This window comes from Stenotrophomonas sp. YJH_SMC_4 (assembly GCF_059371575.1).
The window spans coordinates 40,075-54,717 of record NZ_JCAFUR010000016.1 but is presented as its reverse complement, the minus strand read 5'-3'; the positions used below and the strand labels follow the sequence as shown (position 1 = coordinate 54,717).

Sequence of the window (14,643 nt, the reverse complement as noted above, 5' to 3'; positions counted from 1 at the left end):
CGCTCTGGTGGGTGCCCGACGTCAGTAGATCCACGCCATGCGTGGATGAAGATCGCGCTGGATCAAAAAAGGGGACGGAGGGGATTAAGTCGTTTGTGGCACAAACGACTTAATCCCCTCCGTCCCCTTTTTCAGTCGACCAGCCAGCCGGCCAGGTCGGCACGATCCAGCTTGCCGCGACGCTTCACGTCCAACGCATTGAACTCATCGGCCAGCGCCGGATTCGCCTGCGCTTCCTCGCGGCTGATGAAACCATCGCCGTTCACATCCAGCGCAGCGAAGTGGATGCGGTACTGGCCAACCACGCTGCTCGGTTCCAGCGAACGCACGGTCACCTGCGCCTCGCCGGCCGGTTGCGGAATCTCGACGCTGCCGCTGACCCGGTCCGCATCCAGCGGTTGCTGGCGGATCGCGCCGCCGGTGGGGCCCAGCGGCTGGCTTTGTGCCGGGGTGTGCGGCAATTGCTGGGCCACCGCTGGTGCGGCGGCCAGCAGGGTGATCAGCAGCGGAATCGTTCGATGTCGCATGGATGCTCCTTCCTCTGCAGCGCCGGGGTATGCCCGGCGGACGTGATGGCGTCAGCGCAGTGGCGACGCCAGTACGGTGATCTCCTCACGGTCGTGATAGAGCTGCTTGGCACGCACCACCAGCGGCTTGCCGGCCTGGTCCTGGAACAGGTCCAGGCACAGGCGGGTTTCGTCCCAGCGCTTCTTCATCGGCAGCTTCAGGTTGAAGATCGCGTGCCGGCACCAGCCTTCGCGGAACCAGGTGGCCATGCGTTCGGCCACGCGGCGCGGCTGCTCGACCATGTCACAGACCATCCAGTCCAGCGGCTGTTCCGGATGCCAGTGGAAGCCATCGGCGCGCAGGTGCTCGACCAGGCCGGTGTCCAGCACGTGCTGGCGCAGCGGGCCGTTGTCGATGCTCAACACGTGCATGTGCTGGCGGGTCAGCACCCAGGTCCAGCCGCCGGGGGCGGCGCCCAGGTCGGCCGCACGCATGCCGGGCTTGGCCAGTGCTTCGCGTTCTTCCGGCGTCAGCAGGGTCAGCAGTGCTTCGTCCAGCTTCAGCGCCGAACGCGAGGGTGCTTCGGGCAGCAGCTTCAGGCGCGGGATGCCCAGTGCCCACGGCGCGCTGTCGGCCGGGTCGGCCACGCAGACGAAGGCGTGGGTGCCGTCGACGAACACCACGTGCAGGCGCGGCAGGCGGTTGTTCGGCTTGTCAGTCAGCTTGCCGGCCTTGCGCAGCGCCGGGCGCAGTGCGTTGCCGAAGGCGCGGGCCAACCCGGACAGCGGCTTGCCGGCGTCCGAGTCCGGGTGTTCCACCCACAGGTCGCCGAAGCGCGGCGCATCGGCCAGCACGTCGAGCATCGGGGTAATACGGTCGGCCGGGTCCAGCTGCGGCAGCTCGGCCAGCACCACCAGCTTCTGCCGCGCGAAAATCAGCTCGCGCCAGCGCAGGCGCGGAGCCAGTGCCGCAGCTTCGTCGCACATGAAAAGCACATAGCCGTCATTGCGCTGGGTACGCGCATAACCGGCGAAACCGGCTTCGCCGGCACGGAACTGCAGCTCGCCGGCCAACTCGGGCTCGAAGCCCTGCCGGCACAGGCACAGCAGGCCGATGCCGGTCTCAGTAACGGGCGCCATCGCTTTCCCCATAGGCACGCAGCACGCTGCGCGCGGCGTCGCGGTTCAGGCCCTGCACCACTTCGATGCCGCGCTTGTTGAGTTCACCCACCCAGTCGGCCGGCAGCGGGCCTTCATCGAACGGGGTCAGCTCTTCGACGTCGGCCGAGTTGGCACCGATCAGCAGGCGGTCGATGCCGGCCCACACGGTAGCGCCATAGCACTGGCAGCACGGCTGCGAACTGGTGGCCAGGGTGACCGGCGACAGCACCGCGTTCAGGCGCGGGGTCTGCAGGCGCTGCTGGGCCAGCATGTAGGCCATGTTCTCGGCGTGCGCCAGCGAGGTCGCATGCGGCATCACCCGGTTCACGCCGGCGGCAATGACCTTGTCATCCGGGCCGAACACCACCGCGCCGAATGGGCCGCCACTGGCGTGCTCGACGTTCAGCCGCGACAGCTCGATCGCCAGCGCGACCTTGGCCTCATCGCCCGGATATCGACGATCCAGGTCGATCTGGTCGTGGATCCAGGCGGGAAGGGTCAGGTGGACTTGCGCGTACAGCATCGCGGGGGTGCCTCGTGTGGGATGGGAAAAAGTGCGGTTGCTTGGGGAACCGGCGCGCAGTGTAGCCGCACGGGCCTGTATCGGGTGTGGGCGTGGGTCAGCCTGGCGAGCCGGTGCGGATCACCACGTACTGCTTGCGGAACTCCAGCCCGGCCTGCGGCCAGCTGGCCGCGTAGGCGCGCAGCAGGGGCAGGGCGGCGGCGAAGTCGTGGCCGTTGACCCGGCAATCGGCCTCGCACAGGCCGTCGGCATCGCGCGAGGCGAACAGGCGGATGGCGAGGAATTGGCGGGCTTTCAGCAGCTCGTCGAAGGCCTCCATGCTGCGGGTGAACAGGCAGCAGGGGCAGGAGCCATGATCGTCTTCGCTGCAGGTGGAGGCATCCACTTCCTGTGCACGGTAGTGCGCCAACGGCCCCAGCACCACGGTGCGTTCGTGTTCCTCGCCATCGTCACCGGCCGGATAGGTCAGGCCCATCATCGGCAGGCCCTGTGCATCTTCGGCGCCGATCGCAGTCTGCAGGGTCGCCAGGTCTACCCGCACCCAGGTCTGGAAGCCGGACAACAGCGATGCCTGCTCATCGGCACCATTTGCGTGCTGGTACTCGAACAGGCCATCGGCGAATAACCGCGGATGCTGGCTTTCGATGACGGTGGAGGTCTGCCAACCACCGTTGTCGCGCGCGTGTGCGGCCATTGCATGCGGGGTCAGGCGCAGGCCGCTGTCCAGCAGCAGCGCGTTGCCGTCGACGTGGCTGGCGACGCCCGCGTCCTGAAGGACCTGCTGCAGCAGCGGGAGGAGAGCGGCGGAGGTCGTGGTCATGTCAGGCCTGTGGGGTGGATGGGGTGGAACATCCAGGCAGGGCCTGGGCATCTAGCGGTCGAGCGCGTCGAGTTCGGCGCGATATCGCTGCGCGTCGGATTGCTGCTGCGGATCGTTGCCGTGGTCGCGCAGCCAGCTTTCCAGCTCGCGGCGATAGTCCGCGCGGAAATCGGCATTGCCCGGGCTGAAATGCAGCTTGCGTGCCGCCACCTCCACCCGCTCGCGCGCGCTGGCCCGGGCCTGGGCGACGCCGTGCGGGGATTCATTGGTGAGGATGACGAAGTTGCGTGGGAAGCCCGGCGTGTACTTGACCACGAACGGCTGGTCGCGCGCCGGGATACGGATGGCGTTTTCCAGCGGCCACAGCGAAGCGGTGTTGGTGTGGAACACCACGTCCACGTCGCGGCCCTCGGCGGTACGCAGCACCCCTTCGTAGCGCCAGATGTACTGCTCGTTGAGCGTGGAGCTGGTTCGCTCGGCCTTGACGATCACCGCTTCACCACGCTCGCCCACCACGTTGAGGAAGGTGGCGTTGAGGAAGTGGCCGAGGAACATGTTGAGCATCGCCAGCGGGAACACCACGATGGCGTAGCCCGGAAAGCGCCGCCACCACGAGACCAGCCCGGCCAGCACCATCGCTGCAAAAAACGTCAGCAGCGGATGCTGCGAGATGAACCAGAACAGGACGGAGAGGGCGGTGATCATTGTCGATGGCGTGCGGGCGCCGTGCTGGCGCCCGCGCAGGTCCTCAGGCCGACCAGGTATCGCGCAGGGTCACGCTGCGGTTGAACACCGGCTTGGCTTCGGTGTGGTCGCGGCGGTCGGCGACGAAGTAGCCGGTACGTTCGAACTGGAACGACTGCTCCGGCGCGGCGCGGGCCGCGGCCGGCTCGACATAGCCGGTGACGGTGCGGCGCGATTCCGGATTGAGGTAATCGCGGTAGGTCTTGCCTTCCGATTCATCATCCGGGTTCGGCACCGAGAACAGGCGGTCGTACAGGCGGATCTCGGCCGGCACGCCATGCACGGCGCTGACCCAGTGGATGGTGCCCTTGACCTTGCGGTTGGCGCCTTCCATGCCCGGACGCGATTCCGGATCCAGCCAGCCGCGCAGCTCGGTGATGGTGCCGTCGGCATCCTTGATCACTTCATCGCAGCGGATGATGCCGGCGCCGCGCAGGCGCACTTCGCCACCCGGCACCAGGCGCTTCCAGCCCTTCGGCGGCACTTCGGCGAAGTCCTCGCGGTCAATCCACACTTCGCGTGCGAACGGCACGTCGCGGCTGCCGAAGCTCTCGTCCTTCGGGTGGTTGCTGAAGGTCAGCTGTTCTTCATGGCCTTCCGGCAGGTTGGTCAGCACCAGCTTGACCGGATCGATCACTGCCATGCGGCGCGGCGCTGCACTGTCCAGGTCTTCGCGCAACGCGCCTTCCAGCACGCTGAAGTCGATCAGCGAGTTCTGCTTGCTGATGCCCACGCGCTCGGCGAACAGGCGCATCGCGGCCGGGGTGTAGCCACGGCGACGCAGGCCCTGCAGGGTCGGCATGCGCGGGTCTTCCCAGCCGTCCACCAGCTGCTCGGTGACCAGCGCCATCAGCTTGCGCTTGCTCATCACCGTGTAGTTGATGTTCAGGCGCGAGAACTCGATCTGGCGCGGCTTGGCGGCTTCGCGCGGCAGGCCGGCATCGACCAGCGGCTGGGTCAGCGCATCGTCATGGGCGAAATCGACGTTGTCCACGCACCAGTCGTACAGCGGGCGGTGGTCTTCGAACTCCAGCGTGCACAGCGAGTGGGTGATGCCCTCGATCGAATCACCCAGCGCGTGGGCGAAGTCGTACATCGGGTAGATCGGCCACGCGTTGCCGGTGTTCTGGTGCTCGACGTGCTTGATGCGGTACAGCGCCGGATCGCGCAGGTTGATGTTGCCGCTGGCCATGTCGATCTTCGCGCGCAGGGTGCGCGCGCCATCCGGGAACTCACCGGCGCGCATGCGGCGGAACAGGTCGAGGTTTTCCTCGACGCTGCGGTCGCGCCACGGCGACGGGCGGCCCGGCTCGGTGAGGGTGCCGCGGTAGGCGCGCACTTCCTCGGCCGACAGGTCGCAGACATAGGCCTTGCCCTGCTCGATCAGCTTTTCGGCGGCCAGGTAATAGGCCTGGAAGTAGTCCGAGGCGTGGCGCAGCTCGTTCCACTCGAAGCCCAGCCAGCGCACGTCGTCCTGGATCGCAGCCACGTATTCCGGGTCTTCCTTGGCCGGGTTGGTGTCGTCGAAGCGCAGGTTGCAGACGCCGCTGAATTCGCCGGCGATGCCGAAGTTCAGGCAGATCGACTTGGCATGGCCGATGTGCAGGTAGCCGTTCGGCTCCGGCGGGAAGCGGGTCTTGATCGCCTGGTGCTTTCCGCTGGCCAGGTCCTCGCGCACGATCTGGCGGATGAAATCGCGCTTCTCGTGGCTGTCGGCGGGGGTCTCGGGGCTGGCGGGGGTGTGCTCGGACATGAGTCTGGGGCGAAAAAGGGCAGAAAGACCAACAGTCTAGCGCGTACGGGGCAGGGCTGCCCGGTGGGGTGTGGGGATGCCGGCCAGCGGCCGGCACTACCCAACTGCACGGCGGTCCACATTCCGCCGGCCCGCTGCCGGCGCTACCGGAAAGTGGATGGGTAGTGCCGGCCGCTGGCCGGCAGAACGGTCATGCGCCGTCACCACCACCATTCAGCCCCCGGGCGTATGCTGGAACCCTGTCCCACGGAGCCGCCGCATGCACATCGTGTACAAGGCCGACAACCTGTTCGACGCCCACCTGGTCAAGCACGCGCTGGAAGATGCCGGCATCCCGGCCTTCGTGTTTGGCGAGCAGCTGCTGGGCGGCATGGGCGAGCTGCCGCTGTTCGGTGTGCTGCGGGTGGGAATCCCCGATGCGGCACGCCCGCAGGCCGAGGACATCGTGGCGGCGCTGGACTTGGGCCACGCGCCGGACGCCCCCATTTCAGATGCAGACGACATAGCCGGACTTCCGGCGTAGGAGCGCATCATGTTGGGAATTGGCCAGGGCATCCTCGGCATCGGCGCCTTCAAGCAGCGCCTGCCACGCCCGGAAGAGGCGCTGCCGGGGCGTGACCAGCCGCTGCCGCTGCACAGCAACCAGCACTTCGTGAACAGCCATCCGCTGAAGGACCGTTTTGCCGGCCTGCAGCAGATCCGTTTCGCGCTGGGCTGCTTCTGGGGCGCCGAGCGCAAGTTCTGGACCGAACCGGGCGTGTACAGCACCTCGGTGGGCTATGCCGGGGGCATCACCCCGAACCCGACCTATGAAGAGGTCTGTTCGGGCCTGACCGGCCACACCGAAGTGGTGCAGGTGGTGTTCGACCCGGCGGTGGTGAGCCTGGAGCGCCTGCTGCAGCTGTTCTGGGAGAGCCACGACCCGACCCAGGGCATGCGCCAGGGCAACGACACCGGCACCCAGTACCGCTCGGCGATCCACGCCACCGACGAAGCCCAGTACAAGGCCGCGCTGGCCAGCCGCGAGGCCTACCAGGCGCAGCTGGATGCGGCTGGCTACGGCCCGATCACCACCGAGATCGTGTACCCGGCACCGGCGTACTACTACGCCGAGGACTATCACCAGCAGTACCTGGCGAAGAATCCGAACGGCTACTGCGGCATCGGCGGCACCGGCGTGAGCTGCCCGATCGGGTTGGATGTGGAGGCGCCGCGCTGACGCGCGGTGGTCCGCCTGCGGCGGGCAACGTCAACGGCTGAAAGCCAAGGCCAAGGCCAAAGCCAAAGCCAAAGCCAAAGCCAAGCGGCTCTGGTTTGCTGTGAGTTTGGCGGGACGGGTGCAGATGGCGGGACACGCCGTAAACCCGTCCTTGGGGGCTCGGCCACGGCATCCATGCCGTGGACGGTCCCGCCATCTGCACCCGTCCCACCTTCGACAGTTTTCCGGTGACGGTGGGCGAGAGCATTGGTTACTGACGAACTGAAGAAAAACAAAAAGGACGCGGCGTTCGCCGCGTCCTTTTTGTTTGGTTCTGCAGTGCTTTCTGTAGAGCTGAAGGCAGCGGCAGGAGCCGCTGCCAACGTCGCTTGCGCGACGGCCCGGAGGGTGCCGGTCAGGACGACCGGCACAGCCATGCTCGGCTGCGAGCAAGCGAAGCGCGCGACCCGCTGTTGCTCTTCTTTCTTTCTTCCTTGGCGGGCGGCCGCAGGAACTTGTCAGAGGGCGGGCGGGTTGGGTTCGCGGGGGTGTCCGCGGCATGGATGCCGCGGCCAAGCCCCCATGGACGGGTTCACGGCGTCTCCCGCGAACCCAACCCGCCCGACCCAGCACGGCTGTTGCTTCATGCCCTTCGCGACCAACCGACCCGCCACGAGGGGCTCAGCCGTTGGCCGGAATCACAGTGCCGCGCGGATCCGCTCGCGCAGCGCCTGCAGATCCTTGGCAAACGCATCGATACCGGTCGCCAGCTTCTCGGTCGCCATCGGATCGGCCGCCAGGTCCGCCGCGAACTTCGCCGCATCGATCGGGGTCACCGCCGTGCCGTCCGCTGCACCGGCCACCAGCTTGCGCGGCAGCTCGCCGTGGTCGGCGTCCAGCTTCTCCAGCAGGTCCGGCGAAATCGTCAGGCGGTCGCAGCCGGCCAGCGCTTCGATCTGCGCGGTCGAACGGAACGAGGCACCCATCACCACCGTCGGCGAACCGCGGCGCTTGAATTCGGCATACACGCCACGCACGAACTTCACGCCCGGGTCTTCGTCGATGGTGGCCGGGGTCTGGCCGTTGGCCACGTACCAATCGAGGATACGACCGACGAACGGCGAGATCAGGAACGCGCCGGCTTCGCTGCAGGCCAGCGCCTGGGTCGGGTTGAAGATCAGGGTCAGGTTGCAGTCGATGCCCTCGGCCTGCAGGATGCGCGCGGCTTCCACGCCTTCCCAGGTCGCGGCGATCTTGATCAGGATCTTCTCGCGCGGCACGCCGGCATCGGCGTACATCTGGATGAACTGGCGGGCCTTGGCCACGGTGGCGGCGGTGTCGTGGGCCTGGTCGGCGTCCACTTCGGTGGACACGCGGCCCGGCACCAGCGTGCTCAGCAGCGCGCCGACGCCGATGGTCAGGCGGTCGGCCACGGCGTGCACCACGGCTTCGCGGTCGCCACTCTGCTGGCGGCCCCAGGCCAGTTCGCGTTCGATCAGCTCGGCGTAGACCGGCAGGTCCAGCGCCTTCTTCACCAGGGTCGGATTGGTGGTGCAGTCCACCGGCTGCAGGCGCTTGATCGCCTCGTAGTCACCGGTATCGGCAACGACCACGGACAGTTCGCGCAGCTGGGACAGTTTGGACGGGGTACTCATTACGGCTCCTGGTGCAGGGGGATCGAATCGCGCGCGGTGCGCAGCGGTAATCAGGGGCGGTCGTTGTGGACCGCGGTCACGCGCAGGCGCAGCTTGCGGCCGCCGGGCGCGTTCCAGTCGATGCTCTGGCCGATCGAAAGGCCGAGCAGGGCACTGCCGACCGGGGCCAGCACGGAAACCTTGCCTTCATCGACGTTGGCTTCGCGGGGGAAGACCAGGGTCAGGACGTGCTTCTCGCCCGACACTTCATCTTCGCACTCCACGCGCGAATGCATCATGACGATGCCTTCGGGAATCTGGTCCGGTGCCAGCACGGTGGCCCGGTTGAGTTCTTCAGCAAGCGCGAGCGCGGCAGGCGTCTGGCTCAGCGCAGGGGATTCGAGCATGGCGTCCAGGCGGTCCATGTCGAAGGTGGAAACGGTGATCGACGGCGGCAGGCCGCTGGCGGTACTCATGGTGAAGCTCCTTGGTTGAAAGCCATGCAAAAGGCGGCACCTGCTGGCGCCGCCTGTCTGTATTGTGGGGACAAATGCGGCCGGAATCGACTCCTGCCGATTCCAGGCCGGTGCTGCGGGGGTTCAGCCGTTCAGGGCGGGGCCGGGCAGGGCGGTCGCTTCGCCGGTGGCATTCACCGCATCAAGGGTGAACAGCGCCTGCGGCAGGCGCTTGAACTGGTCGGCCAGTTCCATCAGGAAGTCGTTCATGGCCGAGCTGCGGCGCCAGATCATGGCGATGCGACGGCTGGGACGGCCCTCGCCGGTGAAGTCGAGCAGGCGGATGTTGTTCGATCGCGGCACCGGCGGCTGCACCGACAGGCTGGGCAGCAGGGTGATGCCGACGTCGGCGGCAACCATCTGCCGCAGCGTCTCCAGGCTGGTGGCGCGGAACTCGGACTTCTCGTTGGCGCCGAACAGGCGGCACACTTCCAGTGCCTGGTCGCGCAGGCAGTGGCCATCTTCCAGCAGCAGCAGCTTCTGCGTGGCCAGTTCCTGCACATCCAGGTGTTCGCGGCGGGCCAGCGGGTGGCGCCCGGACACCGCCAGCAGGAACGGTTCCTCGAACAGGAACTCGGCGTGCAGCTGGTCGTCGATTACCGGCAGCGCCAGCAGCGCGGCGTCCAGCTTGCCTTCGCGCAGGCGGTCCAGCAGCACATCGCTCTTTTCCTCGACCAGCAGCAGTTCCAGCTCCGGGAAGCGCTCGCGGATGCGTGGGATCACATGCGGCAGCAGGTACGGACCGAGGGTCGGGAAGATCCCCAGGCGCACCGTCCCGGCTTCCGGGTCGCGGCTGCGTCGCGCCGCTTCCTTCAGCTGCTCCACTTCGGACACGATCACCCGTGCCCGTGCCGCCGCTTCCTGGCCGGCCGGGGTCAGCATCACCTTGCGCGGTGCGCGTTCCACCAGCGGCAGGCCCAGTTCTTCTTCCAGCTTGCGGATCTGCGTGGACAGCGTGGGCTGGCTGACAAAGCAGGAGGCGGCAGCCCGGCCGAAATGCTTGTGGTCGGCCAGGGCTACCAGGTACTTCAGATCACGTAGGTTCATCCTTACACCCCAGGGGTAACGGACCGGCTGACGGCATGGTTACCCGACAGGCAGACAATGTTCCCGGTGATCTGGGAACGGTGGATCAGGCCGCTTCAGCAACGGCACCGCTGCTGTTGCTCACCGACGAGCGGATCAGGTGGTCGAACGCGCTCAGTGCGGCGGTCGAACCGGCGCCCATGGCGATGATGATCTGCTTGTAGGGTACCGTCGTGCAATCGCCAGCAGCGAACACACCCGGCAGGTTGGTCTGGCCGCGGTCGTCGATGACGACCTCGCCACGCGGCGACAGCGCCACCACATCCTTCAGCCACTCGGTGTTGGGCAGCAGGCCGATCTGTACGAAGATGCCTTCCAGCTCGACGCGGTGGGCGTCGCCGCCGATGCGGTCCTTGTAGACCAGGCCGGTGACACGGCTGCCGTCGCCCAGCACTTCGGTCGTCTGGGCGCTGGTCAACACAGTGACGTTGGCCAGGCTGCGCAGCTTCTTCTGCAGCACTTCATCGGCGCGCAGGCTGGAATCGAACTCCAGCAGGGTTACATGCGACACGATGCCGGCCAGGTCGATGGCCGCTTCCACGCCGGAGTTGCCGCCGCCGATCACCGCCACGCGCTTGCCCTTGAACAGCGGGCCGTCGCAGTGCGGGCAGTAGGCCACGCCCTTGTTGCGGTACTGGTCTTCGCCCGGCACGTTCATCTGCCGCCAGCGCGCGCCGGTGGACAGGATCACCGAACGCGACTTCAGCACCGCGCCGTTCTCCAGCTGCACCTGCACCAGGCCGTCTTCGCCGGCCGGCACCAGCGCGCTGGCGCGCTGCAGGTTCATGATGTCCACCTCGTACTCGCGCACGTGCTGTTCCAGTGCCGTGGCCAGCTTCGGGCCTTCGGTCTCCTTCACCGAAATGAAGTTCTCGATCGCCATGGTGTCCAGCACCTGGCCACCGAAACGCTCGGCGGCGATGCCGGTGCGGATGCCCTTGCGTGCGGCGTAGATCGCCGCTGCAGCACCGGCCGGGCCACCGCCCACCACCAGCACGTCGAAGGCGTCCTTGGCGGCGATCTTCTCGGCATCGCGCTTGCTGGCATTGGTGTCCAGCTTGGCCACGATCTGCTCGAGGGTCATGCGGCCCTGGTCGAACACTTCGCCGTTGAGGTACACGGTCGGCACCGACATGATCTCGCGCTTCTCGACTTCGTCCTGGAACAGGGCACCGTCGATGGCCACGTGCTGGATGCGGGGGTTGAGCACCGCCGCCAGGTTCAGCGCCTGCACCACGTCCGGGCAGTTCTGGCAGGACAGCGAGAAGTAGGTTTCGAACCTGTACTCGCCTTCCAGGTTCTGCACCTGCTCGATCAGCTCGGCGGTGGCCTTGGACGGATGACCGCCCACCTGCAGCAGCGCCAGCACCAGCGAGGTGAACTCATGGCCCATCGGCAGGCCGGCGAAGGTCAGGTGGATGTCCTGGCCCGGGGTGCCCAGGTCGAAGGACGGCACGCGGCCCTGGCCATCGCGCAGCACTTGCAGCGAGATCTTGTCCGACAGGCTTTCCAGGGTCTGCAGCAGTTCCAGCATCTCCTGCGACTTGGCGCCGTCGTCGGCGTGCGCGGTGATCTGGATCGGGCGGGTCACGCGCTCCAGATAGGTCTTCAGCTGCGACTGCAGGTTGGCGTCCAACATCGGTCTTCTCCTGGCTTCAGGCAAACAGGGGGCGTGGCACCGCTGTACAAGGTAGCGGACCAGCTGGGGGTAGGGGTGAACCCAAGACAGCGACCGTGGAAGGGGCTGGCTGGCCAAGGCGGGCCAGCGTTGGCTGTCTTGGGTTCACCCCCACGCCGGTAGGGCACCGGCATGGGGACGAAGGGCGCGCCGTGGCGTGGGGCCACGGCAGGCCGGTACTGCGTTAGATCTTGCCGACCAGGTCCAGCGACGGGGTCAGGGTCTTCTCGCCTTCCTTCCACTTGGCCGGGCAGACCTGGTTCGGGTTGGCGGCGGTGAACTGGGCAGCCTTCAGCTTGCGCAGGGTCTCGGAAACGTCACGGGCGATCTCGTTGGAGTGGATCTCCAGGGTCTTGATCACGCCTTCCGGGTTGATGATGAAGGTGCCGCGCAGCGCCAGGCCTTCTTCCGGAATGTGCACGCCGAAGGCGTTGGTCAGCTGGTGGGTCGGGTCGCCGACCAGCGGGAACTGGGCCTTGCCGACGGCCGGCGAGGTTTCGTGCCACACCTTGTGCGAGAAGTGGGTATCGGTGGTGACGATGTAGACCTCGGCGCCAGCCTTCTTGAACTCGGCGTAATGGTCAGCCGCGTCTTCGATCTCGGTCGGGCAGTTGAAGGTGAAGGCGGCCGGCATGAAGATCAGGACGGACCACTGGCCCTTCAGGCTGGCGTCGGAAACCTTGATGAACTCGCCATTGTGGTAAGCGTTGGCTTCGAACGGCTGGATCTGGGTGTTGATCAGGGACATCGTTTTTCCTCTGGTGAAGGGGAGTGGGTGAATCGACAGGAGCTAGGTTACCGACTCGCTGGCGATAAGAACAATCCATTGATTGCATCTATTTGATAGATGGAGTCTATCATTCGGTCATGAGCAGGCACTGAACCTTTCCGCTCCCATCCTGCAACTGGCTGTGTGACAAGGGAAATCTCCCGGAGGCGCGGAAAGGGGCCGATAGCCCCTCCTTATTCCCTCCGGCAGAACCTGAACGGATTGCAGCTTTTTGTAGTGTCGAGCCACGCTCGACTGCGGATCTCTGGAACCGAGCCCATGTTCCGCTGTTCCAGAAGCAGCCAAGCATGGGCACGGCTCTACAATTGCGGAATGTCCTTCCAAACCGAACCCTCCCTGCGCCAGATCGTGGCCGAGGCCAGTGCCCGTCTCGGCGGCATCGAAGCCCGCCACGAGGCTGAACTGCTGCTGCTGCATGTACTGGACCGCCCGCGCAGTTGGTTGTTCGCGCACGCCACCGATCCGTTGGCCGCCAATGACCAGGCCGCCTTCGAGGCGTTGCTGGCCCGCCGCGTGGCCGGTGAGCCGGTGGCCTACCTGACCGGCCGTCGCGGATTCTGGACGCTGGACCTGGAGGTCGACCCGGCCACGCTGATCCCGCGTCCGGAAACCGAGCTGCTGGTCGAGCTGGCACTGGAGCGCCTGTCGCCAGACCAGTCGCTGCAGCTGGCCGACCTGGGCACCGGCAGTGGTGCGATTGCACTGGCACTGGCCAGCGAACGGCCGCAGGCGCAGGTGCTGGCCACCGACGCCAGCCCGGGCGCGCTGGCCGTGGCCGCGCGCAATGCCGCCCGCCATGATCTGCGCAACGTCCGCTTCGCTGAAGGCGGGCACGACTGGTATGCACCGCTGCAGGGCGCGCGTTTTGATCTGATTGCCAGCAACCCGCCGTACATCGCCAGCGACGATCCGCATCTGGAGCGGGGTGACCTGCGCTTCGAGCCGGCCACCGCACTGGCCTCGGGTCCGGATGGCCTGGACGACATCCGCCGCATCGTCGACGGTGGCCAGGCCCACCTGCTGCCCGGCGGCTGGCTGCTGATCGAGCACGGTTGGGACCAGGGCGAGGCGATCCGCGCGCTGTTCGACGCGGCGGGGTTTGCCGAGGTGCAGACCGTGCAGGATCTGGAGCAGCGCGACCGCATCACCCTGGGCCGACGTCCGGCCTAGAATGGAGGTTCTCCTGCCCCGGCAGGGCATCACCCTGGAGCTGCAAGCATGCGAACGCTGTACCCCGCCATCACACCCTACGACGTCGGCACCCTGAAGGTCGACGACCGCCACACGCTGTACTTCGAACAGTGCGGCAACCCGGACGGCAAGCCGGTGGTGATGCTGCACGGTGGCCCGGGCGGTGGCTGCAGCGACAAGATGCGCCAGTTCCACGACCCGTCCAAGTACCGCATCATCCTGTTCGACCAGCGCGGTGCCGGCCGTTCCACCCCGCACGCCGACCTGGTGGACAACACCACCTGGGACCTTGTTGCCGATATCGAGAAGCTGCGCGAACACCTCAAGGTCGATCGCTGGCAGGTGTTCGGTGGCAGCTGGGGTTCGACCCTGGCGCTGGCCTATGCCGAAACCCATCCGCAGCGCGTGACCGAACTGGTCCTGCGCGGCATCTTCATGCTGCGCCGCTGGGAACTGGAGTGGTTCTACCAGGAAGGCGCCAACCGCCTGTTCCCGGATGCGTGGGAGCACTACCTCAAGCCGATCCCGTCGGTGGAGCGCCATGACCTGATCTCGGCCTTCCACCGCCGCCTGACCAGCGACGACGAAGCCACCCGCCTGGAAGCGGCCAAGGCGTGGGCGGTGTGGGAAGGCGCGACCAGCTTCCTGCATGTCGATGATGACTTCATCAACAGCCACGAAGACCCGCACTTCGCGCTGGCGTTTGCCCGCATCGAGAACCACTACTTCGTCAACGGCGGCTTCTTCGAGGTGGAAGACCAACTGCTGCGCGACGCGCACCGCATCGCCGATATTCCCGGCGTGATCGTGCACGGCCGCTACGACGTGGTCTGCCCGCTGGCCAATGCCTGGGACCTGACCAAGGTCTGGCCGAAGGCGAAGCTGGAAATCACGCCGGCCTCGGGCCATTCGGCGTTCGAGGCCGAGAACGTGGACGCGCTGGTGCGCGCCACCGACAGCTTCGCCTGATCGGTAGTGCCGGCCGCTGGCCGGCAACGCCGCACCGGTAGCGCCGGGCCATGCGCGGCGCTATCAACCCTCATC

The 14,643-nt window shown here is 66.7% G+C and carries 15 protein-coding genes; 4 read left to right on the top strand and 11 right to left on the bottom strand.

The genetic code is table 11. The annotated features are described in order from the left end of the window. Positions 1–131 precede the first annotated feature (131 nt). From AC5P9F_RS17150 to AC5P9F_RS17125, 6 genes are all read right to left on the bottom strand, one after another. A complete protein-coding gene (locus tag AC5P9F_RS17150; protein ID WP_495232003.1) occupies positions 132–527 on the bottom strand; it encodes an EF-hand domain-containing protein in 396 nt (131 codons plus the stop codon). 51 nt (positions 528–578) lie between these two features. Beyond that, positions 579–1,646: a 23S rRNA (cytidine(2498)-2'-O)-methyltransferase RlmM gene (gene rlmM, locus AC5P9F_RS17145; protein ID WP_005408149.1), complete on the bottom strand. Its 1,068-nt coding sequence runs from the start codon at positions 1,644–1,646 to the stop codon at positions 579–581. Then, positions 1,630–2,190 carry a nucleoside deaminase gene (locus AC5P9F_RS17140; RefSeq protein ID WP_004154307.1) on the bottom strand — a complete coding sequence of 187 codons (561 nt, stop codon included), beginning with the start codon at positions 2,188–2,190 and terminating at the stop codon, positions 1,630–1,632. Before AC5P9F_RS17140 ends, rlmM begins: the two co-directional genes overlap by 17 nt. Before the next feature lie 97 nt (positions 2,191–2,287). Then, positions 2,288–3,010: a DUF6348 family protein gene (locus AC5P9F_RS17135; protein ID WP_043035678.1), complete on the bottom strand. Its 723-nt coding sequence runs from the start codon at positions 3,008–3,010 to the stop codon at positions 2,288–2,290. Between the two features lie 51 nt (positions 3,011–3,061). Then, positions 3,062–3,715 carry a membrane protein gene (locus AC5P9F_RS17130; RefSeq protein WP_012479203.1) on the bottom strand — a complete coding sequence of 218 codons (654 nt, stop codon included), beginning with the start codon at positions 3,713–3,715 and terminating at the stop codon, positions 3,062–3,064. Between the two features lie 43 nt (positions 3,716–3,758). Beyond that, positions 3,759–5,507: a glutamine--tRNA ligase/YqeY domain fusion protein gene (locus AC5P9F_RS17125; protein ID WP_171969062.1), complete on the bottom strand. Its 1,749-nt coding sequence runs from the start codon at positions 5,505–5,507 to the stop codon at positions 3,759–3,761. A 259-nt stretch (positions 5,508–5,766) separates the two neighbouring features. Between AC5P9F_RS17125 and AC5P9F_RS17120 the strand changes: the two genes are divergently transcribed. Together AC5P9F_RS17120 and msrA are read left to right on the top strand one after the other, a co-directional pair. Next, a complete protein-coding gene (locus AC5P9F_RS17120; protein WP_005408153.1) occupies positions 5,767–6,030 on the top strand; it encodes a putative signal transducing protein in 264 nt (87 codons plus the stop codon). A gap of 30 nt (positions 6,031–6,060) precedes the next feature. Then, entirely contained in the window at positions 6,061–6,726 is a 666-nt protein-coding gene (gene msrA / locus AC5P9F_RS17115; RefSeq protein WP_049418682.1) for a peptide-methionine (S)-S-oxide reductase MsrA, read from the top strand. A gap of 677 nt (positions 6,727–7,403) precedes the next feature. Here msrA and AC5P9F_RS17110 read toward each other — a convergent pair. From AC5P9F_RS17110 to ahpC, 5 genes are all read right to left on the bottom strand, one after another. After that, the gene (locus tag AC5P9F_RS17110) at positions 7,404–8,360 is read right to left on the bottom strand and encodes a transaldolase (RefSeq protein WP_100438891.1); all 957 of its coding nucleotides are present in this window, start codon (positions 8,358–8,360) and stop codon (positions 7,404–7,406) included. 50 nt (positions 8,361–8,410) lie between these two features. Beyond that, complete coding sequence (rnk, locus tag AC5P9F_RS17105) at positions 8,411–8,815, bottom strand: nucleoside diphosphate kinase regulator (RefSeq protein ID WP_005408156.1); 405 nt, start codon at positions 8,813–8,815, stop codon at positions 8,411–8,413. A 123-nt stretch (positions 8,816–8,938) separates the two neighbouring features. Next, positions 8,939–9,901 carry a LysR substrate-binding domain-containing protein gene (locus AC5P9F_RS17100; protein WP_005412310.1) on the bottom strand — a complete coding sequence of 321 codons (963 nt, stop codon included), beginning with the start codon at positions 9,899–9,901 and terminating at the stop codon, positions 8,939–8,941. 85 nt (positions 9,902–9,986) lie between these two features. Then, positions 9,987–11,579, bottom strand: coding sequence for an alkyl hydroperoxide reductase subunit F (gene ahpF / locus AC5P9F_RS17095; RefSeq protein ID WP_005412311.1), 1,593 nt, complete (start codon positions 11,577–11,579; stop codon positions 9,987–9,989). 223 nt (positions 11,580–11,802) lie between these two features. Further along, complete coding sequence (gene ahpC, locus AC5P9F_RS17090) at positions 11,803–12,366, bottom strand: alkyl hydroperoxide reductase subunit C (RefSeq protein WP_005408159.1); 564 nt, start codon at positions 12,364–12,366, stop codon at positions 11,803–11,805. A gap of 354 nt (positions 12,367–12,720) precedes the next feature. Between ahpC and prmC the strand changes: the two genes are divergently transcribed. Both prmC and pip read left to right on the top strand, forming a co-directional pair. Next, entirely contained in the window at positions 12,721–13,578 is an 858-nt protein-coding gene (prmC, locus tag AC5P9F_RS17085) for a peptide chain release factor N(5)-glutamine methyltransferase (RefSeq protein WP_062607745.1), read from the top strand. Between the two features lie 48 nt (positions 13,579–13,626). Continuing rightward, on the top strand, positions 13,627–14,568 hold the full coding sequence (gene pip, locus AC5P9F_RS17080) for a prolyl aminopeptidase (protein WP_005408161.1): 942 nt from the start codon (positions 13,627–13,629) through the stop codon (positions 14,566–14,568). Positions 14,569–14,643 lie beyond the last annotated feature (75 nt).

Bases quoted from the DNA above. Each gene is read 5' to 3' on its own strand.
- pip (WP_005408161.1), top strand. From the start codon at position 13,627: ATGCGAACGCTGTACCCCGCCATCACACCCTACGACGTCGGCACCCTG.
- rlmM (WP_005408149.1), bottom strand. From the start codon at position 1,646: ATGGCGCCCGTTACTGAGACCGGCATCGGCCTGCTGTGCCTGTGCCGG.
- AC5P9F_RS17100 (WP_005412310.1), bottom strand. From the start codon at position 9,901: ATGAACCTACGTGATCTGAAGTACCTGGTAGCCCTGGCCGACCACAAG.
- prmC (WP_062607745.1), top strand. From the start codon at position 12,721: ATGTCCTTCCAAACCGAACCCTCCCTGCGCCAGATCGTGGCCGAGGCC.
- AC5P9F_RS17140 (WP_004154307.1), bottom strand. From the start codon at position 2,190: ATGCTGTACGCGCAAGTCCACCTGACCCTTCCCGCCTGGATCCACGAC.
- AC5P9F_RS17110 (WP_100438891.1), bottom strand. From the start codon at position 8,360: ATGAGTACCCCGTCCAAACTGTCCCAGCTGCGCGAACTGTCCGTGGTC.
- AC5P9F_RS17120 (WP_005408153.1), top strand. From the start codon at position 5,767: ATGCACATCGTGTACAAGGCCGACAACCTGTTCGACGCCCACCTGGTC.
- ahpF (WP_005412311.1), bottom strand. From the start codon at position 11,579: ATGTTGGACGCCAACCTGCAGTCGCAGCTGAAGACCTATCTGGAGCGC.
- rnk (WP_005408156.1), bottom strand. From the start codon at position 8,815: ATGAGTACCGCCAGCGGCCTGCCGCCGTCGATCACCGTTTCCACCTTC.
- AC5P9F_RS17125 (WP_171969062.1), bottom strand. From the start codon at position 5,507: ATGTCCGAGCACACCCCCGCCAGCCCCGAGACCCCCGCCGACAGCCAC.
- AC5P9F_RS17135 (WP_043035678.1), bottom strand. From the start codon at position 3,010: ATGACCACGACCTCCGCCGCTCTCCTCCCGCTGCTGCAGCAGGTCCTT.
- AC5P9F_RS17130 (WP_012479203.1), bottom strand. From the start codon at position 3,715: ATGATCACCGCCCTCTCCGTCCTGTTCTGGTTCATCTCGCAGCATCCG.
- AC5P9F_RS17150 (WP_495232003.1), bottom strand. From the start codon at position 527: ATGCGACATCGAACGATTCCGCTGCTGATCACCCTGCTGGCCGCCGCA.
- ahpC (WP_005408159.1), bottom strand. From the start codon at position 12,366: ATGTCCCTGATCAACACCCAGATCCAGCCGTTCGAAGCCAACGCTTAC.